The organism is Halobacillus litoralis, assembly GCF_020524085.2.
GTDB classification, from domain to species: domain Bacteria; phylum Bacillota; class Bacilli; order Bacillales; family Halobacillaceae; genus Halobacillus; species Halobacillus litoralis_E.
Map to the genome: position 1 here is coordinate 2,925,973 of NZ_CP129016.1, position 20,733 is coordinate 2,946,705.

Annotated in this window: 20 protein-coding genes and 1 pseudogene; 5 read left to right on the plus strand and 16 right to left on the minus strand. The window is 42.9% G+C overall.

All coding sequences use genetic code 11. The features are described from left to right. Positions 1-13: 13 nt before the first annotated feature. The 4 genes and pseudogenes from parE to LC065_RS15010 all read right to left on the minus strand — a co-directional run bounded on the left by parE (position 14) and on the right by LC065_RS15010 (position 5,453). On the minus strand, positions 14-1,969 hold the full coding sequence (parE, locus tag LC065_RS14995; protein WP_226589591.1) for a DNA topoisomerase IV subunit B: 1,956 nt from the start codon (positions 1,967-1,969) through the stop codon (positions 14-16). Between the two features lie 464 nt (positions 1,970-2,433). Then, positions 2,434-2,847 carry a CoA-binding protein gene (locus LC065_RS15000; RefSeq protein ID WP_306163529.1) on the minus strand — a complete coding sequence of 138 codons (414 nt, stop codon included), beginning with the start codon at positions 2,845-2,847 and terminating at the stop codon, positions 2,434-2,436. An 11-nt stretch (positions 2,848-2,858) separates the two neighbouring features. Beyond that, positions 2,859-4,386: pseudogene (locus LC065_RS15005) on the minus strand (ABC transporter permease/substrate-binding protein). Further along, complete coding sequence (locus LC065_RS15010; protein ID WP_226589584.1) at positions 4,383-5,453, minus strand: ABC transporter ATP-binding protein; 1,071 nt, start codon at positions 5,451-5,453, stop codon at positions 4,383-4,385. The pseudogene LC065_RS15005 and the gene LC065_RS15010 overlap by 4 nt, the downstream one beginning before the upstream one ends. Before the next feature lie 259 nt (positions 5,454-5,712). On the opposite strand from LC065_RS15010, the gene plsY reads away from it, so the two are divergent. The 4 genes from plsY to LC065_RS15030 all read left to right on the plus strand — a co-directional run bounded on the left by plsY (position 5,713) and on the right by LC065_RS15030 (position 8,017). Then, the gene (gene plsY / locus LC065_RS15015; RefSeq protein ID WP_226589581.1) at positions 5,713-6,294 is read left to right on the plus strand and encodes a glycerol-3-phosphate 1-O-acyltransferase PlsY; all 582 of its coding nucleotides are present in this window, start codon (positions 5,713-5,715) and stop codon (positions 6,292-6,294) included. 175 nt (positions 6,295-6,469) lie between these two features. Further along, positions 6,470-7,402, plus strand: a complete 933-nt coding sequence (gene folE2, locus LC065_RS15020; RefSeq protein ID WP_226589578.1) for a GTP cyclohydrolase FolE2 — start codon at positions 6,470-6,472, stop codon at positions 7,400-7,402. 8 nt (positions 7,403-7,410) lie between these two features. Further along, complete coding sequence (yidD, locus tag LC065_RS15025; protein ID WP_226589574.1) at positions 7,411-7,665, plus strand: membrane protein insertion efficiency factor YidD; 255 nt, start codon at positions 7,411-7,413, stop codon at positions 7,663-7,665. Positions 7,666-7,726: 61 nt separating this feature from the next. After that, complete coding sequence (locus LC065_RS15030; protein WP_146816278.1) at positions 7,727-8,017, plus strand: HesB/YadR/YfhF family protein; 291 nt, start codon at positions 7,727-7,729, stop codon at positions 8,015-8,017. 17 nt (positions 8,018-8,034) lie between these two features. Here the strand turns inward: LC065_RS15030 and LC065_RS15035 are convergent, their stop codons facing one another. The 7 genes from LC065_RS15035 to acnA form a co-directional block, all read right to left on the minus strand. Beyond that, entirely contained in the window at positions 8,035-8,343 is a 309-nt protein-coding gene (locus LC065_RS15035) for a hypothetical protein (protein ID WP_226589571.1), read from the minus strand. After that, the gene (locus LC065_RS15040; protein WP_226589568.1) at positions 8,343-8,768 is read right to left on the minus strand and encodes an acyl-CoA thioesterase; all 426 of its coding nucleotides are present in this window, start codon (positions 8,766-8,768) and stop codon (positions 8,343-8,345) included. The genes LC065_RS15035 and LC065_RS15040 overlap by 1 nt, the downstream gene beginning before the upstream one ends. After that, complete coding sequence (locus LC065_RS15045; RefSeq protein ID WP_226589565.1) at positions 8,768-11,032, minus strand: AAA family ATPase; 2,265 nt, start codon at positions 11,030-11,032, stop codon at positions 8,768-8,770. The genes LC065_RS15040 and LC065_RS15045 overlap by 1 nt, the downstream gene beginning before the upstream one ends. A gap of 132 nt (positions 11,033-11,164) precedes the next feature. Continuing rightward, positions 11,165-11,410, minus strand: a complete 246-nt coding sequence (gene tlp / locus LC065_RS15050; protein ID WP_371933347.1) for a small acid-soluble spore protein Tlp — start codon at positions 11,408-11,410, stop codon at positions 11,165-11,167. Between the two features lie 144 nt (positions 11,411-11,554). Continuing rightward, entirely contained in the window at positions 11,555-11,698 is a 144-nt protein-coding gene (locus tag LC065_RS15055; RefSeq protein WP_160912244.1) for an FbpB family small basic protein, read from the minus strand. A gap of 51 nt (positions 11,699-11,749) precedes the next feature. Beyond that, the gene (locus LC065_RS15060; RefSeq protein WP_226589563.1) at positions 11,750-12,322 is read right to left on the minus strand and encodes a TlpA family protein disulfide reductase; all 573 of its coding nucleotides are present in this window, start codon (positions 12,320-12,322) and stop codon (positions 11,750-11,752) included. A 285-nt stretch (positions 12,323-12,607) separates the two neighbouring features. Beyond that, the gene (gene acnA, locus LC065_RS15065) at positions 12,608-15,313 is read right to left on the minus strand and encodes an aconitate hydratase AcnA (RefSeq protein WP_226589560.1); all 2,706 of its coding nucleotides are present in this window, start codon (positions 15,311-15,313) and stop codon (positions 12,608-12,610) included. 278 nt (positions 15,314-15,591) lie between these two features. Between acnA and LC065_RS15070 the strand changes: the two genes are divergently transcribed. After that, positions 15,592-16,020 (plus strand): DUF2621 domain-containing protein, encoded by a 429-nt coding sequence (locus LC065_RS15070; RefSeq protein WP_264187704.1) that lies wholly within the window; start codon positions 15,592-15,594, stop codon positions 16,018-16,020. Here LC065_RS15070 and LC065_RS15075 read toward each other — a convergent pair. From LC065_RS15075 to tkt, 5 genes are all read right to left on the minus strand, one after another. After that, on the minus strand, positions 15,967-16,515 hold the full coding sequence (locus LC065_RS15075) for a CcdC family protein (protein WP_306163530.1): 549 nt from the start codon (positions 16,513-16,515) through the stop codon (positions 15,967-15,969). The two genes, LC065_RS15070 and LC065_RS15075, sit on opposite strands and share 54 nt — an antisense overlap. 249 nt (positions 16,516-16,764) lie before the next feature. Continuing rightward, positions 16,765-17,196, minus strand: a complete 432-nt coding sequence (locus LC065_RS15080; protein WP_306163531.1) for a Na(+)/H(+) antiporter subunit B — start codon at positions 17,194-17,196, stop codon at positions 16,765-16,767. Positions 17,197-17,260: 64 nt separating this feature from the next. Then, on the minus strand, positions 17,261-17,965 hold the full coding sequence (locus LC065_RS15085; protein WP_306163532.1) for a cytochrome c biogenesis CcdA family protein: 705 nt from the start codon (positions 17,963-17,965) through the stop codon (positions 17,261-17,263). A gap of 139 nt (positions 17,966-18,104) precedes the next feature. Beyond that, entirely contained in the window at positions 18,105-18,329 is a 225-nt protein-coding gene (locus tag LC065_RS15090) for a YneF family protein (RefSeq protein WP_035505139.1), read from the minus strand. Between the two features lie 330 nt (positions 18,330-18,659). Further along, positions 18,660-20,660, minus strand: coding sequence for a transketolase (gene tkt / locus LC065_RS15095; RefSeq protein WP_306163533.1), 2,001 nt, complete (start codon positions 20,658-20,660; stop codon positions 18,660-18,662). Positions 20,661-20,733 lie beyond the last annotated feature (73 nt).

A 20,733-nucleotide genomic window follows, 5' to 3' on the forward strand; every position in this document is an offset into this window, starting at 1 on the left:
GAAGGTCCCCCTTTTACGTCTGTATTTTATCGTTTTCTAGTATGCTCGCTTCATCTTCAAGACCAAAAGCGACATGGGATTCAATCCATTTACGGCGAGGTTCAACCTTATCTCCCATCAACGTCGTCACCCTGCGTTCGGCACGGGCGATATCGTCAATCGTTACGCGGATCAATGTGCGTGATTCAGGGTTCATCGTCGTTTCCCAAAGCTGATCGGCATTCATTTCACCTAAACCTTTGTATCGTTGGATCGAATAACCGTTTTTAAATTCCTTCAAGACCTTCTGCATGCCTTCTTCGTCCCACGCATATTCGACTTTTTCTTTCTTCCCTTTTCCTTTTGAAACTTTATAAAGGGGTGGGAGAGCTATGAAGACTTTTCCTGCTTCTACAAGCGGTCGCATGTATCGGAAAAAGAAGGTTAATAAAAGCACCTGAATATGTGCCCCATCGGTATCTGCATCGGTCATGATGACGATTTTATCATAGTTACAGTCTTCGAGCGTAAAGTCCCCACCGACTCCAGCGCCAATGGTATGAATAATCGTGGAAATTTCTTCATTTTTGAAAATATCTGCGATTTTCGCTTTCTCTGTATTGATCACTTTTCCCCGTAAAGGAAGAACGGCCTGGAATTTCCGGTCACGCCCCTGTTTAGCTGATCCGCCGGCTGAGTCACCCTCCACAAGATACAACTCGTTTTTCTTAGCATTTTTGGATTGAGCTGGAGTGAGCTTCCCGCTTAAAAGCGTATCTTTCCGTTTCTTTTTCTTCCCTGAACGAGCATCTTCTCTCGCTTTCCGTGCGGCTTCTCTCGCTTCTTTTGCTTTGATTGCTTTTTTAATGAGCATCGAAGCGACATCCGGATTCTCTTCAAGGAAATAGGACAACTGCTCAGCGACGATGCCATCAACGGCGGAACGAGCTTCAGATGTGCCAAGTTTACTCTTGGTTTGTCCTTCAAATTGAAGGAGTTCTTCTGGAATCCTTACCGATATAACTGCGGTAAATCCTTCTCTGATATCGTTGCCTTCTAAATTCTTGTCTTTATCCTTCAGAAGTTGGGCTCGTCTTGCATAGTCATTGAAGACCCTAGTGATAGCCGTTTTAGCTCCGGATTCATGGGTTCCTCCATCTTTCGTCCGTACATTATTGACAAAGGATAAGATGTTCTCTGCAAACCCGTCATTGAATTGAAAAGCAAAATCCGCTTCAATTCCACTATGACTTCCCTCGAAAGAGACGACGGAATGCAATGTATCTTTTTCTTCATTTAAATATTCGACGAATGAGACCAGCCCGTCATCATATTGATATTCTTCCTTGACCGTTTCTTTTCGTTCATCCACGAGGACAATACGGAATCCTTTCAACAAAAAGGCTGCTTCTCGTAAACGTTCGGATAAGGTTTCGAAATTAAATTTGGTTATTGAAAAAATAGAAGCGTCCGGTTTGAAACGGATCGTGGTCCCTGTTTTACGTGTCGCCCCTTTATTTTCTAGGGAAGTAACAGGGACGCCTCCATTCTCAAATCTTTGATAAAATTTCTCGCCATCTCTGCAGATGTGTACTTCCAGCCATTCGGAGAGAGCATTCACAACAGATGCTCCTACACCATGCAAACCACCTGAGGATTTATAGCCTCCTTGACCGAACTTTCCTCCTGCGTGAAGGACGGTCAAAATGACCTCTGGTGTCGGTTTACCTGTTTTGTGCATCCCCGTAGGCATTCCTCGCGCTTCATCCTGAACCGATACACTACCATCCTTATGGAGCGTGACAGTCATTTTTTCGCCGAATCCAGATAACGCCTCATCGATCGCGTTATCTACAATTTCGTGAACGAGATGGTGCAGACCTCTATGATCCGTGGATCCAATATACATCCCCGGTCTTTTCCGAACGGCCTCCAATCCCTCCAGCACTTGAATAGAATCATCTGAATACGTTTGATTTTGACTCGACAATTTACCATCGGCTCCTTTCTCTAACACACTGCTACATCAATAATAGAACAAACGTTCGATTATGTAAACGATGAGTGCAACTCCAGGTACTTCAACACTCACGACATAAGTCAATCAACGGTGTGGAGTCTCTCACTTCCACTCCATTGATTGGCTTATGATCTAGGAAAGGCCGAAGAACCCTGCACAAGAGATGGGATCATAGAAGCATCCCGTTTGATTTCGCTTACATTTCTTATTGTTTCTTAGACAACCGCTCTGTTAAACATTAGCTCTCCAAATAAAAAAAGTCTTTCTAAGAAAAGGACCATTTCTGTTTTTTAGAGCTGTTCGATGTCTCTAACAAAAAAACGTCGCTTGTTATATTGTAGCGATTTTATAAGGTTTCGCAAACATAAATCTTCCAAAAAACATGAAAAAACCCCTGAATGAACAGGGATTTTTTCATTTTCCACCTGATTTTTTTACCTGTAAATCGCATGGGCGACCTTAATGCAAGAGTCCATGATGACAAGCTTTGAATCGCCTTTTAGGATGTGATCCGCTTCTTCAGAATACACCCCTTGTTGAGCCCAAAAGGCTTTAGCTTCAATATTTTTCGATTCCTTTGCAATTTGCGGTAGATGTTCGGATCGTCGAAAGACATTGATAATATCTATAGGTTCATGGATATCATGAAGACTCGCCACTGCTTTTTCCCCAAGGGACTCCGTAATTTGAGGGTTCACCGGGATGATCTTATACCCTGCATTTTGCATCGCCTCACTCACTTGATAGGACGTGCGGTGAGGTTTATCGGAAAGTCCTACGACAGCGATTGTCTTCGATTGGGCCAATAGGTCTCGAATTTCTGCATTGGACGGATTTTCAAAAGTCATCTTCAAACCTCCTATTCGTCGATTAATCCTTCATTGACTAAATATTCTCTTGCCACTTCTTCAGGATCGCGGTCTTCAAAATCAACCTGGTAGTTCATTTCCCTCATTTTATCACCAGTAATCTTTCCTCCCAATTGATTCAGGACATCTTCAAGCTCTGGGTATTGATCTAAGGTTTCCTGCCTCATCAATGGTGCGCCCTGGTAAGGTGGGAAAAGATTTTCCGGATCTTCTAATACTTTCAAATTGAGGTCAACCATATAACTAGCTGTAGCATAAGCGTCGATGATGTCAACTTCTCCACTTTCAATAGCTCCCTGCCTCAAGCCAGGGTCCATCGTACGGACTTCTCCAAGGTTCAAGTTATATATTTTTTTTCATGCCCTGATAACCGTCCTGACGATCATTGAATTCGAGTGTGAAACCAGCTGTAATTTGATCTTCAACGGGTTTCAGATCCCCGATCGTTTCCAAACCGTACTGCTCTGCAAGCTCTTGTGTAGTCGCTACAGCATAGGTATTGTTGAACTGCATCGGTTGTAAAAAGGCCATATCATAGGTTTCTGCCATACCTTCTTTTGCCTGTTCGTATACTTCTTGTGGTTCATTACTGTTCGCTTCCTCTCCTAAGAGAGAAACGATAGCAGTTCCTGTGAATTCCGGATAAATATCGATACTTCCTTCTTCCAAGGCACTAAAAACCAAATCCGTTTTTCCTAAGTTCGGTTTAAGACCTACACTCAAGTCTGTTTCTTCTTCTATTAAAAGCTTATACATGTTAATGAGAATAGCAGGCTCCGATCCAAGCTTAGCTCCAAGTGTTAAGTCATTCTTCACTTTTCCACCGAACGCTAATGGACCAACAGCAATCAATGCTGCAATCACTAATAAACTGACGAGGGAACGGAAGCCGGATTTGGCTGACGTTCGCTCAAATAGACGTAGAATAAGATCCAAAATAATGGCTAGTAATGCAGCCGGAATGGCTCCGAGCAAGATAAGGTTGGCATCTCCTCCTCTATCCAAACCGAGCAGAATTAAGTCACCAAGTCCTCCTGCACCAATAAGGGCAGCAATGGTAGTCGTCCCTACGATCAGTACCATGGATGTGCGTATTCCAGCCATAATGACAGGCATGGCGATCGGTAGTTCAATCTTGGAAAGACGTCTGAATGATTTCATGCCCATCCCTGTCGCCGCTTCCTTTAAAGCTGGGTCAACTTCCTTGATTCCTGTATATGTATTTCTAAGGATAGGAAGCAGCCCGTAGGCAGCAAGGGCGATGATAGCTGGTGTTTGACCAATACCGAAAAACGGAATGAGAAATGCCAGTACCGCAAGGCTTGGAATCGTCTGCAGAACGGCCGTCATACCGATAATTGGTTCTGCAACTCTCTGCTTTCTTGTCAGCCATAATCCAAGAGGGACGGAGATCAATGTAGCAATTACTAATGCAATAATGGATATTTGTAGGTGTTCCCATATTTTCTCTAATAGAATGCCCTGTCGTTGGTTAAAAACATCTAAAAACTCACTCATTTATTTTCTACCTCCTCTTCCTTTTTACGTGACTGCTCTCTAAGGTAGAGGACAATATCCCTGTAGGATAAGGTACCGATCAATTGGTCACCTTTTACGACTGGTAGGATCGAGGAGTGACCCTCTTCAAAGATTCGAACCGCGTCTCTCAAAATCATATCATTGGATAACGGAGGCGCTTGCACCTGATTTCCATCCTCAATCATCCCCTGATACGTCCCATCGTGATTTTTAAGGGCAAAAGGACCATCCAGGACGACATGACCTTTTTTATATTCTTCTTCTGATACGACACGCTTTTCGGCATGATTCATGATGACATCAACGGCTGTCTGCCAAGGAGTTTTTCTTCCTCCAATAAAATCTTCAACAAACGTATTGGATGGATTCAATATGAGGTTTTGTGGTGTATCCAACTGGACAATTTCCCCTGCTTTCATTAGGCAGACACGATCGCCAAGTGCGAGGGCTTCGTCCATATCGTGGGTGACGAAGACAATCGTTTTCTTGATTTCCTTCTGTAATTGACGGATATCGGTTTGCAACTGTTCCCTGCTGATTGGATCGAGGGCACTGAATGGTTCATCCATTAGAATTATGTCCGGGTCTGCGGCTAATGCCCTTATGACTCCGACCCGTTGCTGCTGACCGCCGGACAGTTCACTTGGTTTTCTTTTGCGGTGCTTTTCCGGATTCAGTCCAACCATATTCATCAATTCATCAATCCGTTTTGATAAATCCTTTTTCTTCCACTTTTTCATTTCCGGTACAACGGATATGTTCTCTTCTACCGTCATATGGGGGAAGAGAGCAATTTCCTGTAACACATAGCCGATATTCCAGCGTAGTTCGTGAATGTTATATTCTCTAATATCCTTATTATGTATGGTAATAGTCCCTTCCGTCGGATGAATCAGACGGTTAATCATTTTCATGGTGGTTGTTTTCCCACAACCGCTTGGACCGATCAGCGCAAGCAATTCTCCTTCTTGCACTTCTAAGTTTATGTTCTTCAACGCTGTCGTTCCATCTGGGTACGTCTTCGTTACATCTGTGAACGTGATCATCGTTTTCCCCCTAAACAAAAAATAAAAGACCTATTTCTATAACCACATTTCCACAATCTGAAACATTTTGCAATTCTCCTGCCTCTTATTTCCGCGCTATTTTGCCAACGGTATATCGTGAGATTTATCCTACACTATCAAAACAACTTGATACCTGGTACTAAATTGATATAATAGAGAAGCTGCCTTATGAAATAAGAGTTCTTTATCTATGAAGCCCATGATAAAATAGTAGAAAGTGCAGAAGGAGTTGAACTTATTGGAATATGTACTCTATATCCTCGTTGCCTATCTCCTCGGATCCATCCCTTCAGGGTTAATTGTAGGTAAAATCGGTTACGATACGGATATTCGCGAACATGGAAGTGGAAACCTTGGAGGTACGAACACATTCCGAGTATTGGGGATCAAAGCAGGTTTGATCGTTACTGTCGCTGATATTTTGAAAGGGACATTAGCCGCCGCCCTTCCTTATTTTATGGGAGCTGAAGTCGTTCCTCTAGTTATAGGTATTTTTGCGGTTGTAGGTCACATGTACCCTGTATTTGCGGGCTTTAAAGGTGGAAAAGCTGTCGCTACATCCGGAGGTGTGATCCTGGGTGTCAACCCACTCATTTTTGCTATCCTCTTATTGTCTTTTTTCATTGTCCTATATTTAAGTAAATACGTCTCCTTATCTTCTATGGTAAGCGGGATTGTTGGCATTGTCGCGACTTTAGTCGTAAAGGAGTACGGTTTGACCATCATCCTTTCCTTGTTTACCATCTTCGTGATCTATCGCCACCGTGCCAACATAAAGAGGATCATGAATAAAACAGAGCCAAAAATCACATGGATGTAAAAACTATTCAAGCTTGAAAGGGTAACGATTGCGGAGATAGTCTATCCTATAGAAGGATAGGCTTTCTTTTATGGTGTATTCTATAAATGCACACTCATCAAGCAATCCATTGTATAATCAGAAATACATATTGTATACTTTGACATAGAAAGAAGGCCTGAAAGGAGTCTTTGTTATGAATAAGACTGATTTGAACCAAAACAAACAACTACCATCCAAAAAAGAACGCCATAAATTATTCGGCTCTGTGGAGCCGGGTCCACGAACAAAGCCTATGGAAAAGGACCAAATGGCTGATCTTCAAAACTCAAAAAAAGACTTTTTATTTGAGATTGATATGGTGGGGATTTCCAGTGTTAAGCACCCCATCCGTATTCCCAGCAAGATGACGCCAGAGATCCAGACAACCATCGGAACCTTTTCATTCGGGTCCTCCATTGCTCAAGGGAGCAAAGGGACGAATATGAGTCGCTTCACGGAGCAGCTCGATAAATACCACAATGAGGGATTCGCCGTTGACATTGTCACACTAAAACAATTCACCGAAGAGCTGGCCGGCCGCCTCAAGCAATCAGATGCGGAAGTGGAAGTGACATTCCCGTGGTTTTTTGAACGAAAAGGTCCATACTCTGGCCTTACAGGAATGAACCATGCGGATGCAACCATCCGGGTCGAATATGATAAAAAAACGGGACATGATGTGACCGTTACTCTTACTGGGAAAATCACGACGCTTTGTCCTTGTTCCAAGGAAATTAGTGAATATAGTGCGCACAACCAACGCGGAAACGTAACCATGAGTGTGAAATTGACGGATGATTTTGACGAGCAGGAAATTGATTGGAAAGCAGTGCTTCTTGAAGCAGCAGAAAGTAATGCCAGCGCCCGCATCCACCCGGTATTAAAACGTCCAGATGAAAAGATGGTAACAGAACAAGCCTATGAGAACCCTCGATTTGTCGAGGATATCGTAAGACTAGTTGCTGCCGATCTTTATGAGTATTCCTTCATAGAAGCATTCACAGTGAAGTGCCGCAATGAAGAATCCATTCACCTGCATGATGCGGTGGCGACCCTCAGTTATGATAAGAAAAAGGAAGCTGAGTAAAAAAGCTGATGAAGCAAATCATGATTGCCTTGATTCAATTTTACCGCAAGGGCATCAGTCCTTTTTTTCCACCATCTTGCAGGTTTCAACCCACTTGTTCAGAATACGGGTTGGAGGCTTTTCGCCGTTTCGGTTTTTTCAAAGGCAGTTATTTGACTGTCAAAAGAATTCTCAAGTGCCATCCTTTCCATCCAGGAGGATTTGACCCTGTACCCATGAAGCAATCGAACGATAGCTCTGATCCGTCTTCTCCTGAAAAATAGGTTTATAAAACGACGACAGAGGAAAGAGACAAACACGCACCCCATTACAGGAGTTGATCTAATGAACTTAACAGTAACAGAAGAAGCAGCGAAATGGTATGAAGAGGAACTTGATATTGATGGGAACGTCGACTTAAGATTTTACGTCCGTTATGGCGGCGTTGGCGGACTTCAACCTGGATTTTCTCTTGCCATCAAACTAGAGGATCCTGAAGAACCAATTGCAGAAACGACAACCGGCCCCATTCATTTCTTCATTGAAGCGGACGATGAGTGGTATTTTGATGAACATTCATTGGAAGTTACGCTCGACGAAAAATGGAATGAGCCGTCATTTGAATACAAAAAATAAGACGCCGATATGGCGTCTTATTTTTTGTGTAATTGGAAGCGATGAATTTGCTCCCAATACCCTTCTTCTTTCAATATATGCAGCTGACGGTCACCAAATAAATCAAAATGAGGGAAATGTGGATCGTTATGAATCCACCCCGGCTCTAAACCGTATTGTTTACCCCACGCCTGCAATTTGTTGAGATCAGAACAACCGACTTTTGTGACTGTATCGCACCCCGGGAAACGGTCATCCAACCAGAAATGAGTCAAAATAGCAATTTCCCCTTGCTTTACTTTCGCTTTCCAATCCTTTAGTTCCGCCTTTTTCACACCAAAAGCCATTAGGATTCAGGCTCCATGGCAGCCAAATAGGCTTCATGCCATTCTGGAAAGCTACGCCTGATGGATACAGGTTTGAAGTTATCTTTTTTCACGATGACATGTTTCGTTACACCAGTAACTGCTACATCACCGTTTCTGAACGCTACTTCATAGCCGTAGGAAACACGGAGACCATCATAACTTTCCACCCACGTCCGTACATGGACATCGTCACCGTATTTCACAGGTTTTTTAAAACTCATCTGAGCATCAATGACAGGAGAAACAACCCCCTGCTTTTCGATTTCAGAATACTTAAATCCAAGATTTTCAATGAAAGATGTTCGTCCAATCTCAAACCACACTAGATAGTTGGCATGGTAAACGACGCCCATCATATCCGTTTCCTGATACCTTACTTGAATTGGTGTTTCTACCACTTTCATTAAGAAGACTCCCTTCGCACCATCTGCCATGCTTTTTCTAAATCGACGAGTTCAAGTTCATTCATGTCTTCCGCTTCATCTTCCATAATGCGAATCGCCTGGAATTGAATCGCTTCGTTCACAAGGTTATTGATGAAGCGTCCGTTCCCCCGAACTTTGTGCTCCGTGTATTTTTCTAAAAGGAATGATTCTGCCCATTCATTAAAATGATACCCGAATTGTTTTGCCTGATAGTGAGTCATGGCAATCAGCTCTTCCTCTGTATAATCCGGGAAGTGGAAATATTTCTTAAACCTCGAAGCCAACCCTGGGTTGCTCTCCACCAACTGCTCCATTTCGCGTTGATAACCAGCTAGGACAACAACAAGGTTTTCATTGTGTTTGGTCATTTCGTCGACGAGTGTTTCAATAGCTTCCTTACCAAAATCATCTCTACCTCCGTTGTACAACGAATAGGCTTCATCAATAAACAAGACACCACCGAGAGCTTCCCGGATCTTCCGTTTTGTTTTGATGGCCGTCTGTCCTACATACCCCGCGACAAGATCGCTCCTTGAGACGACTACGGTATGACCTCTCTTTAGCAACCCACATTCTTTCAAGACATCTGCATAGATTTCTGCAACTGTTGTCTTTCCGGTTCCGGGGTTTCCTGAGAATACGGAGTGTAATTGAATAGGGACGACAGGATACCCTTTCTCTTTCCTTTTTTGCTGGGCTTGAACGAAGGAAGACAGTTTTTTCACTTCTTCTTTGACATTAGACAAACCGATCAGTTCATCCAGACGTTGCATCGGTGAACGCTCGTCTTCATCTGTTTCTTTCTCCCATGCAAGATCTTCCGTAGATATCCTCATATGATCCAGCCAATGATGCTTATCCTGCTCTGCTTCCTTCGCTCCTTTTTGGAATATAGTCTTTAACACTAAATTCTTGACCGTGCGTGCATTACCGAATGAGTCATCCACACGCTCTTGATCAATGAGCGAAGTAAATTCGTTCAATGCAGCTCTTGTGAAAAAGAAATCATTGTCGGTGGCCGTCTGCTCAGCAATCGTCAACAATTCATCCATGTGATAATCAGGAAGTTCAATATGATTTTGTTCAGGAAAACGACTTCTGAGGCCCGGGTTTGACCATAAAAACTGGCGCATTTCTTCTGGATAACCAGCCAGAATGACGGCGAACTTCCCTCCATATTCTTTGCTCGTCATCGCAGATACAAGGGTGTCAATGACCGCTTGTCCATAATCATTTCCTGTTTGACCTTCCCTTTTCAGGCTGTATGCTTCGTCGATGAACAAAACACCACCGATCGCTTGTTTGACGTAGTTCATCGTATTCTCTTCACTTTGGCCTAAATAAGATCCGACAAGGTGAGACCGATTCACTTCCACCACTTCTTTTGTATCCAGTATTCCAAGCTCATGGTAAATATTAGCAAGTAGCCGGGCAATGGTTGTTTTTCCCGTTCCGGGATTTCCAGTAATGATCATATGTAACCCGGGTTCATCTACCATGGAAAAACCATAGTTCTTTCTTTGCTGTTGGTATCTTAAAAAGTGATAATACCGTCGAATATACGTTTTAACATCATGCAATCCTACCATTTGATCGAAGGCTTCCAATGGATTTTGAATGGATTGATCAGTTAAAAAACTTGGCATTCGTTTGTATATCTCATCCTGATTATCCGAAAGGCGTCTTGTACGATCGTTGATTTCTTTTACAGGAACTCGAATACGTCTATTTTCAATGGAATTGATGGCTTCTTCCAGCATCTGTTCCAAATCAGACAGTTCCTCATAGACATCCTGATACAAAGTCAAACGGCTGGAGGCGTCAATGATTGTCTTTTTGGCTAGATCATCGTCCCACTGCTCCTTTAAATCACAGACATCAGAATAAATGGCTTTCGCTTTTTTGGCTTTTGCTGAATCATGATCCGTTTCATGTAGGATCCACTGATCAAGAGGTGTTTTTTTCAAAAGTGTATAGGCCTGCATCAACTGTTGAGACTCATACAATGCCGCTACTAAGGGGTGAGAAGGATTGAGAACCCGTGCCTCATCAATGAACTGCTCTGCAAGAGGGTCATTCCCCGGGTGTCTTTTAATCCGATGGTAGGCTAGAGTGACATAAAGCAGAGCCTTAGCTTCTTTCTCCTGCTCCCCATCCGTTTGGTCCATATATCGTAAAGCCTCCATTTCGGAAATCGGAGGCTGTTGTTCTAAACTATTCCACTGTTTCAGTTGGTCTAACATCTTCATCACTTCCTTTTCTATCGCCGATATCCATTTTATCATAGTCAAGATTTAATGTAGATGAAGATGCCTTAAACCTATACGGAATAGAGAAAAAACCGCTCCTCTAAAGAGAAGCGGTTGATCAGCACGTTAATATTGTTGATGACGGGCTTCGTCCTTGATTTCATCACGCATGGCTTCTAACGATTGGTTTCTTCGTTTATTTTTCTTTTCGATATTTCTCTTTTCTTCTTCAGATGCAAACTGCATAGCATCATGGGAAGCTTCAATGTTTTCAATTGTATCCGTGACTTTTTCTTGGAGACGATCGACGTTATCTGCTCGATTGTCAGGGTTAGGTTTCTGGTTCGCCATATGCTGTTGCTTGTGGGACATGTTCGTTTCCCTCCTGTAAATGTCAATGGACCCTTGATGAGTCATCCTTTACTTTTCCCTGGAAGAAGACGAATTATGAATAGAAAAAGGAAGGAGCATGCTCCTTCCTTAATGGTTTACACTATGTATAAAAACAAACCCCGGTTACGATGGGATTTGCTTCATACGCTCATTATGACGCTTCTCAATCCGTTCATCGATCTGGTCCAATAGCTTTTGATCAGCTTTGATGGAACGAATATTTTCTTTCACACGTTCTTCAAAAGATATGCTTTTATGTTTTCTCATGGATATCTCTCCTTTTATAGGTAGGATTTCCATGAATTGATTAAAATATTCCTATTTCAGCGCATCTTTCTTCTTTTCCATCATTTCATAGGTCATCGGACCAACGATTCTTGGCTCCTGAATGATACCATCCGAACCTATGAAATAAGTCGTAGGGATGGATAGAATCTGGTATGTCTGATTAATTTCAAGCTCCTTGTCCAGCAGAATGGGAAATGTGTACCCTCCCTCATTGACGAAACGGTCAACATCTTCCCTCTTTTTCTCTGTGCCCGTTCCGTTAACAGCCAAAACGACTACGTCATCTCCATATTTTTCATGGAACTTCTGCATTTCAGGCATTTCTTCACGGCATGGTGGACACCACGTGGCCCAATAATTGAGGAAAACTTTTTTCCCACGATAATCAGAAAGCTTAACGGTTTCACCGTTTACCGTTTCTAGGCTGAAATCCGGGGCCTGCTCCCCTACTTGTAAGCCATCGGGGGCATTCGGTGCAACCATCCCTATTTCCTGATTTGCAGAAGATTTTTGTTGCTTCTTCTCATCTTCTTCAGAAAAGGTTGTAAAAATAACGAGACCTAAAAGTATAACCAGGAAAGCTGTTGCTAACCATTGTTTCATAATGATAGCCTCCGTCCATGATCCAAACGTTACTGTTTTATGTATAAGAATAAAGAAAACCATTTATGCTTGTAAAGCTTTATCCGAAAATGTAAGAGAATCGTTATGGATTTGTTTTGATTTTTCATTATATTTCGGAGTTGCTACTAAGTTTTAAGAGAGAGTAATTGGGTATATAACATTGATCCATTTACCAGTTAGTTTTGTACTTGTTCAATCATTGTCCGTATCGTCTTGAGAAGAATAAAAAGATCGCCCATTTAAGGGCGATCTTTAGAAAGAAACTTAGTTCAATTTGTTACGCAGAACCATTTGTAGAATACCACCGTGGCGGTAGTAATCGACTTCCACTTCACTGTCAAAGCGGGCGATGACTTCAAATTCTTTCTTATTGCCGTCTTCATCTGTAGCAGTCACTTTGACAAGGTCACGTGGTTTAACATCTTCACCGACTTTTACATCGAAAGTTTCACGGCCTGTCAAACCAAGGGACTCGATGCTATCTTCTGGCTTAAACTGTAATGGAAGAACTCCCATCATGACAAGGTTTGAACGGTGGATACGCTCGAAGCTTTCCGCGATGACCGTCTTAATTCCAAGAAGATCCGTACCCTTGGCAGCCCAGTCACGGGAGCTTCCCATACCGTAGTCATTACCAGCAATGACCATCAATGGAGTCTGGTCTTGCTGGTACTTCATAGCCGCTGTATAGATCGGCATCACTTCTTCTGTCGGCCAGTACGTAGTGAAACCACCTTCTGTACCTGGAGCCAACTGGTTACGGATACGAATATTTGCAAACGTACCACGCATCATAACTTCATGGTTACCTCGACGAGAGCCGTAGGAGTTGAAGTTACGTGGGCTTACGCCATTGTCTTGCAAGTACTCCCCTGCAGGCATATCTTTCGGAATCGCACCTGCTGGAGAAATGTGGTCCGTTGTTACGGAATCACCGAATTTACCGATGACGCGCATCCCTTCCAATGGTTTAACCGTTTCAGGTTCACCGGAAAGCCCTTCGAAGAACGGAGGATTCTGAATGTATGTGGATTTGTCATTCCAGTCATACAATGGTTCATCCGTTGTTTCGATTTCGTTCCATTTTTCGTTCGAGTTGAATACATTTTCATACTCTTTACGGAAAATTTCTGGAGTGACAACACGGGAAATTTCTGATTTGATCTCTTCTTGGGAAGGCCAAATATCATTGAAATAAACGTTGTTTCCTTCACTGTCTTTTCCAATCGGTTCATTTTTCAGATCGATATCCACAGTTCCCGCAAGTGCATAAGCGACAACTAATGGCGGAGATGCCAGGTAGTTGGCTTTTACTAGAGGGTGGATACGTCCTTCAAAGTTACGGTTACCAGACAAGACAGAAGAAGCTGTCAAATCACTGTCAGCAATCGCTTTTTCAATTTCAGGCAGTAATGGACCTGAGTTACCGATACATGTCGTACATCCATATCCAACGAGGTTGAATCCTAGATCGTTAAGATAAGTCATCAGCCCTGAATCTTCAAGATATCGAGTAACAACCTTGGATCCCGGTGCTAATGATGTCTTCACATAGTCTGGAACCTGTAATCCTTTTTCAATCGCTTTCTTAGCGACAAGACCAGCTCCAAGCATAACGTGAGGGTTGGATGTGTTTGTACAAGAAGTGATGGCAGCAATCGCAAGAGCACCAGTCTTCATGATGGACTTGTCGCCATTATCAAACTGCACTTCAACTTCCTTATCGAACTCCGATTTATCTAGGCCAAAACCGTGGTTGCCTGCTGGACCTGTAATTGCCTTTTCAAATGATTGCTTCATTTGAGAAAGAGGAATTAAGTCTTGAGGACGTTTTGGTCCGGACAAGTTCGGCTCCAATTCACCGAGATCGATTTCAACCAGTGACGTAAATTCCGGATCCTCGAAGGACGGATCATACCACAGGCTGTTCTTCTTGCAGTATTCTTCTACAAGCTTAATTTGCTCTTCGCTGCGGCCTGTAAGACGAAGGTATTCAAGAGACTCTCCATCAACCGGGAAGAAACCACATGTCGCACCATATTCAGGAGCCATGTTTGAAATCGTCGCACGATCAGCCAAAGGCATTTCCTGCAGTCCCGGGCCGAAGAATTCAACGAATTTACCAACTACGTTTTGTTCACGCAGCTTTTGAGTGACTTTCAGTGCTAAGTCAGTAGCTGTTGTTCCTTGTGGGAAGCTACCATTCAGCTTCACCCCAATAACTTCAGGAGCTGGGAAGTAAGACGGCTGACCAAGCATTCCAGCTTCAGCTTCAATACCACCAACACCCCAACCCAGGACACCAAGACCATTGATCATCGTAGTATGTGAGTCGGTTCCGACAAGTGTATCAGGATAAGTATCATAAGAGCCGTTCTCGTTTTCTTTCGCGTGAACGACATTTGCGATGTATTCAAGGTTTACCTGGTGAACGATACCTGTTGCAGGTGGAACTGCACGATAGTTATCGAACGCTTTTTGAGCCCAGTGCAGGAATTCATAACGCTCTTCATTTCGTTCGAATTCAAGCTCCATGTTCACATTCAAGGCATCAGGAGTACCATACTTGTCTACTTGTACAGAGTGGTCAATAACAAGATCAACAGGAACTTCCGGGTTGATTTTGTCAGGGCTTCCTCCCATATCCACCATCGCTTTTCTAAGAGATGCCAGATCGACCACGGCAGGTACGCCGGTGAAGTCTTGCAGGATAACGCGGGAAGGTTTAAACGGTACATCTTCCCCTTTTGACTTTTCAGTTCCCCAGTTTGCTAGACTCTCGACATGATCATCACTGATGACTCGTCCGTCGTGTTGACGTAAAAGAGATTCTAGTAGGATACGGATGGAGAAAGGTAGACGGGAAATCTTACCATGTCCCGCATCTTCTAAGGCTTTCAAATCGTAATAGTTGTACGTTTGGCCATTGAGTTCAAATTGTTTGCGAGCATTAAAAGCATTGCTAGCCATATTCCTTTTACCCCCTCATCAATATTCAAATAGTGACCCTTTTTAAGGTTTCACCATTCCCCAATTTCTTACATTTGTTCCCTTTGTATAAAACAAGTTCACAAATCTGCAATCCTTATTGTAAATGAAAACGATTTATAAGTAAAATGAATGACCACAAATTTTTCTGAATTCGATAATTTTTATACAAAAGCCTACAAAAACGCATGCTTGTATTTAAAGGACCAACCTTTTATAATGAAATTAGATAAGTCTAAGATAATGAAACAGGTGATATTATGTCAGGTGGATTTGCCCTATTTATCGTCGGGTGGATTATCATCATGGTTGGTCTGATGAGCATTGGCGGTTTTTTTATGTTCCGCAAATTCCTGAAGCGTCTTCCAAAGGAGGACGGGAAATCGATCATTGATTGGGAAGAATATTACGTGGACAAGACAAAACACATGTGGTCCTCAGAGCAAAAAGACCTACTGGAGGAGTTGATCTCTCCCGTTCCTGAACTGTTTCGGGATGTAGCAAGACAGAAGATCGCAGGACGCATCGGAGAAATTGCCCTTCAAAAGAAGAAAAAGATAATCACACAGGAGATTTTGATTGAGGGCTACATACGTGCGACCCCAAAGCGGGACCATAAGTTTCTCGTCAAAAAGTTAGAAGAGAAAAAAATAGACATGAGCCCTTACGACCCACTTATTGAACGTTAAAAAGGACCCGGCTAAAGCCAGGTCCTTTTTTAATTCCAACTTTTTTTCTAAATGTAAGTATTGTTTCAACATGGCGATCCGCCATGTCATGATCATCCCGAAAGCGAGCAAAAAGAACATTCCACTCGTCTCCCCAAGGGAAACATGCTGTCCGATCATGAGCTTGAAAACGATTCTCAAAATCAGGAGTCCAAAAAGGACAAAGACAAAGGCCCTTGATGGTTTCAAATAGATATCTCCATCCCTCACTTCAAATTTAGAAGTACGAATGAGAAAGATGGAAAAAATAACTCCAATGAGCATGGCTTCAATCACCTGGGTCCATTCTACTCGGAACACCGGAAACACAAACATAAGAGCTCCTGTGCTCATCATGAAAGGTGGCAGAATGATCTTTTTTACACTTGCCGGTTTTTTTGCCGCTCTCAATCGGACGAAAATCATCGCTGTGGCCATACCAGCAGCGACAATGGTACTTGCAATTAACCAAAACATAACGATTCACTCTTTCTACTCTGTCCTTAATATCAGTTCAACACAAGATTCTAGGGCATCCAGGACACGAGTTTCACCATAATGGGGTTAGACGGTGAAGTCTTTTGTACAACATTGAAAGGCCGGTAAGACCATTTACTCATGCCCCCTGAGTACATGTTGTCCGTTCTCCCTTATATTCTTCAGAGTTAGATGCATGTCCATGCAATCATCTACACTCAAAACTCTAGCCATGACGGGGTTTATCTTTTATTCCCTGTCGTAGGCAATTGTCAAAATGATCGTCATTGTCACCCCTACAACAGCTAGATAAACACCAAGGTCGAACAAAAGGGCCGTAGCAAGTTCGGTCTTACCTAGGATTGGCAGCTGAAAGTAAGCAAACGTCTGGGTAAGGAAAGGCGCATCAAAAAGCATTCCACCAATTCCAGTTGCTGCTGCTACCATCAATCCAACAGGTATCAGAAAACGGAAATTAATCGGCAAAATCTTTTCCATTGCCTTACTTCCATAGGCCATATACATGAGGATGATTGCTGCAGCAGTCATTAAACCACCGATAAACCCTCCACCACCTGGAGCATTATGGCCAGCAAAAAATAAATAAACCGAAAACCCTAGTAGGATAAAAGCTATAAGTGTGGTTGTCGTTCTTAATATAATATCGTTGGTCTGGGTCATCAAAAAGCTCCTTTATTTTTTCTCTTCTATCATCTTAATATAAATGCTCACTAAAATCCACGGCTTAGAACCCCTGGTGGAAATCAAAGAGCCCGGCAAGGTAGGAAGTAAGCATCGTCATCCAGTCAAAATAAAGTGCAATTCCGACAAGAATCATAATATACCCACCTACCTTAACAATTCCCGTACTATGCCTTTTAATCCAACTCAATTTGCCAATAAAAAAGGATAAGGCCAAGAAAGGAATGGAAAAACCGAGGGAATAAGACAGCATCATGACTAAGAAAAGATCAGGAGAATCAGCAGCTAATGAAAGGACAGAAGCTAGTATAGGGCCTGTACATGGCGTCCAACCGAGTGAAAATGTAAGTCCGATAAGAAACGTACCTATGTATCCAGAGGGTCTATTCTTGAAAGTTACCTTCCTGTCTTTCATCAAGAAATCAAAGTTGAATACTCCAATAATGACAAAACCGAAGAAAATTATCAGAATGGATCCTAAACGACGTATCAAGGATTCATACTGTATAAAAAACTGGGCAAAAAACGAACCTGAGAACCCTAATATCAGAAAGATCGTCGTAAATCCTAATAAGAATAAAACCGTATGAATCAGACTTGCTCTTTTCAGCATCCCATTGTCTTCCCTTAGTTCATGTACACTCATCCCTGTAATATAAGAGAGGAATGCAGGGTATAGAGGAAAAACACATGGGGATATAAACGATAAAAACCCTGCTCCGAAAGCAAGGAAAAGATTCACATCCATTCAATCATCACACCTTCATTCATAGTCGCCTCCTATTGTATCAGAGCTTTACGCCTAACACGATGTTTATCTTGTGAACATCTAAAGAAGTTCTCATAGAGAAAGCCTTCTTTCATTCACGAAAGAAGGCTTTGTGTCATTATTTCATTTGATTGTTCATTGAACGCATCATCTGATTGATCTTCTTCTGCGAAGGCTTTTGGCCCATCTGCATCATCAGTGTACGTAACATTTGTTCGTTAATTGGCGGGTTCTTTTTCAAATAATTCATCATATACTTTCTTGCGATGAAGAAGCCTAGAGCTGCACCACCGACAAGAGTCAATAAAGCAATGATGATGACCCAAACGATCCCCAATGTCATGACTTCGTCTTCCTCCTTCGTGTTGTCTCCCATAACAGTATAGTAAAACGTTCTGTAGAATACAATAGTCGTTTCAATATGACCATAATTCAGAGGCTACTACAAGGGTCAAGCGTCTATGTGTAAGCAACAGGACCCCCATGAAAATAGAGTCATCTGCTATGAACGATGACCGTACCAGAGACAACAATCATTCTTATGCCTATTATATCATATCGCGTAGGGAAACCGAAAATGGTTGTCCTTACTTTCATCCCTCATTTTTGAGATGATATTGAAACTCTCAGAATAAGAAGAAGCTGCCTTAGGAACTGGCAGCTTCTTTCTTGTTTATTTCATCAAGTTTTCCGCATGCTTCACTACGTTTTCTACCGTGAAACCATAGTTTTCAATTACAGTATTTCCTGGCGCAGAAGCACCGAACTTGTCGATTCCGATGACGGAACCATCCAAACCTACATATCGGTCCCAACCGAATGAAGCGCCCATTTCAACTGCCAGACGTTTGCGGACAGAAGAAGGCAATACCTGTTCCTTGTATTCCTTAGGCTGAGCTTCAAAGCGATCGAAAGAAGGTACACTGACAACGCGGACATCGTAACCATTCTTTTTCAATTCAGCTTGAGCTTCAACAATCAATTGCACCTCTGAACCTGAAGCAAGCAGGATCGCATCCGGCTCTTCTTTATCAGAATCGCTAAGGATGTATGCCCCTTTCTTCATTCCTTCATAGGCATGTTCCTCTGTACCTTGTAGGGTCGGTAAACCTTGACGTGTAAGGACAAGTGCGGTTGGAGTCGATTCAGACTCTAAAGCAAGTCTCCACGCTGCATTGGTTTCGTTCCCATCCGCAGGACGAAGCACAGAAAGATTAGGCATCGCGCGAAGAGAAGCCAGTTGTTCCACAGGTTCGTGAGTCGGACCGTCTTCTCCAACGGCAACAGAATCATGAGTGAAGACATAGTTCACTGGAAGGTTCTGTAGGGCAGAAAGACGAACAGCTGGGCGCAGGTAGTCACTGAAGACAAAGAATGTACCCGCATAAACTTTTAATCCTCCATGAAGGCCCATTCCGTTCATGGCAGACGCCATAGCAAATTCACGAACACCGAACCAGATGTTTCGACCAGCGTAGTTGTTACGTGAAAAGTCTTCTTCATCTTTAACGGCCGTTTTGTTTGAACCTGCAAGATCGGCACTACCACCAAAGAAATTAGGGATAGCTTTAGAAAGTGCATTGATCGCATCTCCTGAAGCAGCACGTGTTGCAGGGCTGTCTCCTACCTGGTATGTTGGAAGGCTTTGATCCCAGCCTTCAGGAAGCTCTCCGCGGATTGCGCGCTCAAATTCTTCCGCAAGCTCCGGATACGCCTCTTTGTACTGAGCCATTAAGTTGTTCCAAGATTCTTCTTTATCCTGACCATTTTGTTGAACTTTTTCTTTGAAGTCCTGATAGACCTCTTCAGGTACGTGGAACGGCTCGTGTTCCCACTCGTAAAACTGTTTTGCAGCTGTTACTTCCTCATCACCTAGAGGAGCACCGTGTGAAGCAGACTTACCAGATTTGTTAGGAGAACCATACCCAATGACTGTTTTCACTTCGATCATTGTTGGTTGATCTGTGTTCGCTTTTGCTTTCTCTAGTGCTTTCGCAACTTCTTCTGTATTCGTTCCATCTTCTACACGGATCACTTGCCATCCATACGCTTCATAGCGTTTTTCAACACTTTCGCTGAAGGAACGATCAAGATCACCATCAAGAGAAATGTCGTTGGAATCATAAAGAACGATCAATTTACCAAGGCCTAGGTGACCGGCAAGAGAAGCTGATTCCTGTGATACACCCTCCATCAAGTCACCATCACCACAAATCGTATATGTGTAATGGTCAACAACGTTGTACCCTTCGCGATTATATTTCCCGGAAAGATGAGCTTCTGCCATCGCCATTCCGGTCGCCATTGCAATACCCTGCCCTAGGGGACCTGTAGTTGCTTCTACACCGTCTGTATGACCAAACTCTGGGTGCCCAGGGGTTTTTGAATCCCATTGACGGAAGGACTTAAGGTCGTCCATCGTCACGTTATAACCGGATAAGTGGAGCAAGCTGTAAAGAAGCATAGATCCGTGTCCAGCTGATAGGACGAAACGGTCGCGGTCAAACCAGTTCGAGTTTTTCGGATTGTGATCCATGAACTGAGTCCATAGCGTATATGCCATCGGTGCTGCACCCATCGGCATCCCCGGGTGTCCGGAGTTTGCTTTTTCTACTGCATCGATTGTTAAAGTTCTAATCGTATTGATTGATGTTTGTTCAAGGCTGTTTGCCATGTTCAACATTCCCCTTTCGTTTCAGGTATATGTACCATGTATTATCCTATAATGAAATTCATTTCGAAACAAG

Coding starts and splice junctions, on each gene's coding strand:
- LC065_RS15000 (WP_306163529.1), bottom strand. CDS start 2,847: ATGACTTTTGAAAATCCGTCCAATGCAGAAATTCGAGACCTATTGGCC.
- LC065_RS15010 (WP_226589584.1), bottom strand. CDS start 5,453: ATGATCACGTTCACAGATGTAACGAAGACGTACCCAGATGGAACGACA.
- folE2 (WP_226589578.1), top strand. CDS start 6,470: ATGAATAAGACTGATTTGAACCAAAACAAACAACTACCATCCAAAAAA.
- yidD (WP_226589574.1), top strand. CDS start 7,411: ATGAAGCAAATCATGATTGCCTTGATTCAATTTTACCGCAAGGGCATC.
- LC065_RS15030 (WP_146816278.1), top strand. CDS start 7,727: ATGAACTTAACAGTAACAGAAGAAGCAGCGAAATGGTATGAAGAGGAA.
- LC065_RS15035 (WP_226589571.1), bottom strand. CDS start 8,343: ATGGCTTTTGGTGTGAAAAAGGCGGAACTAAAGGATTGGAAAGCGAAA.
- LC065_RS15040 (WP_226589568.1), bottom strand. CDS start 8,768: ATGAAAGTGGTAGAAACACCAATTCAAGTAAGGTATCAGGAAACGGAT.
- LC065_RS15045 (WP_226589565.1), bottom strand. CDS start 11,032: ATGTTAGACCAACTGAAACAGTGGAATAGTTTAGAACAACAGCCTCCG.
- tlp (WP_371933347.1), bottom strand. CDS start 11,410: ATGTCCCACAAGCAACAGCATATGGCGAACCAGAAACCTAACCCTGAC.
- LC065_RS15055 (WP_160912244.1), bottom strand. CDS start 11,698: ATGAGAAAACATAAAAGCATATCTTTTGAAGAACGTGTGAAAGAAAAT.
- LC065_RS15060 (WP_226589563.1), bottom strand. CDS start 12,322: ATGAAACAATGGTTAGCAACAGCTTTCCTGGTTATACTTTTAGGTCTC.
- acnA (WP_226589560.1), bottom strand. CDS start 15,313: ATGGCTAGCAATGCTTTTAATGCTCGCAAACAATTTGAACTCAATGGC.
- LC065_RS15070 (WP_264187704.1), top strand. CDS start 15,592: ATGTCAGGTGGATTTGCCCTATTTATCGTCGGGTGGATTATCATCATG.
- LC065_RS15075 (WP_306163530.1), bottom strand. CDS start 16,515: ATGTTTTGGTTAATTGCAAGTACCATTGTCGCTGCTGGTATGGCCACA.
- LC065_RS15080 (WP_306163531.1), bottom strand. CDS start 17,196: ATGACCCAGACCAACGATATTATATTAAGAACGACAACCACACTTATA.
- LC065_RS15085 (WP_306163532.1), bottom strand. CDS start 17,965: ATGGATGTGAATCTTTTCCTTGCTTTCGGAGCAGGGTTTTTATCGTTT.
- LC065_RS15090 (WP_035505139.1), bottom strand. CDS start 18,329: ATGACATTGGGGATCGTTTGGGTCATCATCATTGCTTTATTGACTCTT.
- tkt (WP_306163533.1), bottom strand. CDS start 20,660: ATGGCAAACAGCCTTGAACAAACATCAATCAATACGATTAGAACTTTA.